This is a genomic window from Photobacterium sp. ABD4_091 (assembly GCF_056160145.1).
In genome coordinates, this window is record NZ_JBSWWQ010000020.1 from 1 (window position 1) to 961 (window position 961).

Consider the following 961-nt stretch of genomic DNA (forward strand, 5'->3'; position numbering starts at 1 on the left):
GGTTTCAAAGCCTCCCACCTATCCTACACATGTAGGGTCAATGTTCAGTGCCAAGCTGTAGTAAAGGTTCACGGGGTCTTTCCGTCTAGCCGCGGGTACGCAGCATCTTCACTGCGATTTCAATTTCACTGAGTCTCGGGTGGAGACAGCGTGGCCATCATTACGCCATTCGTGCAGGTCGGAACTTACCCGACAAGGAATTTCGCTACCTTAGGACCGTTATAGTTACGGCCGCCGTTTACCGGGGCTTCGATCAAGAGCTTCGACCGAAGTCTAACCCCATCAATTAACCTTCCGGCACCGGGCAGGCGTCACACCGTATACGTCATCTTTCGATTTTGCACAGTGCTGTGTTTTTAATAAACAGTTGCAGCCACCTGGTATCTGCGACTGCCAGCAGCTTAAAGAGCAAGTCTCGTCACCGCCGGCAGCGTACCTTCTCCCGAAGTTACGGTACCATTTTGCCTAGTTCCTTCACCCGAGTTCTCTCAAGCGCCTTGGTATTCTCTACCCGACCACCTGTGTCGGTTTGGGGTACGATTCCTTACTATCTGAAGCTTAGAGGCTTTTCCCGGAAGCATGGCATCAATGACTTCAGTGCCGTAGCACCTCGACATCGGGTCTCAGCCTAGTGTAATCCCGGATTTGCCTAAGATTACAGCCTACACCCTTGAACCTGGACAACCGTCGCCAGGCCCACCTAGCCTTCTCCGTCCCCCCATCGCAATAGTAAGAAGTACGGGAATATTAACCCGTTTCCCATCGACTACGCCTTTCGGCCTCGCCTTAGGGGTCGACTCACCCTGCCCCGATTAACGTTGGACAGGAACCCTTGGTCTTCCGGCGAGGGAGTTTTTCACTCCCTTTATCGTTACTCATGTCAGCATTCGCACTTCTGATACGTCCAGCACACCTTACGATGCACCTTCAACCGCTTACAGAACGCTCCCCTACCCAATAC

The 961-nt window shown here is 52.8% G+C and carries 1 rRNA gene; it reads right to left on the minus strand.

From position 1 onward, the window contains the following. A 23S ribosomal RNA gene (locus tag ACXAGQ_RS29070) occupies window positions 1-961 on the minus strand; the annotation flags it as partial.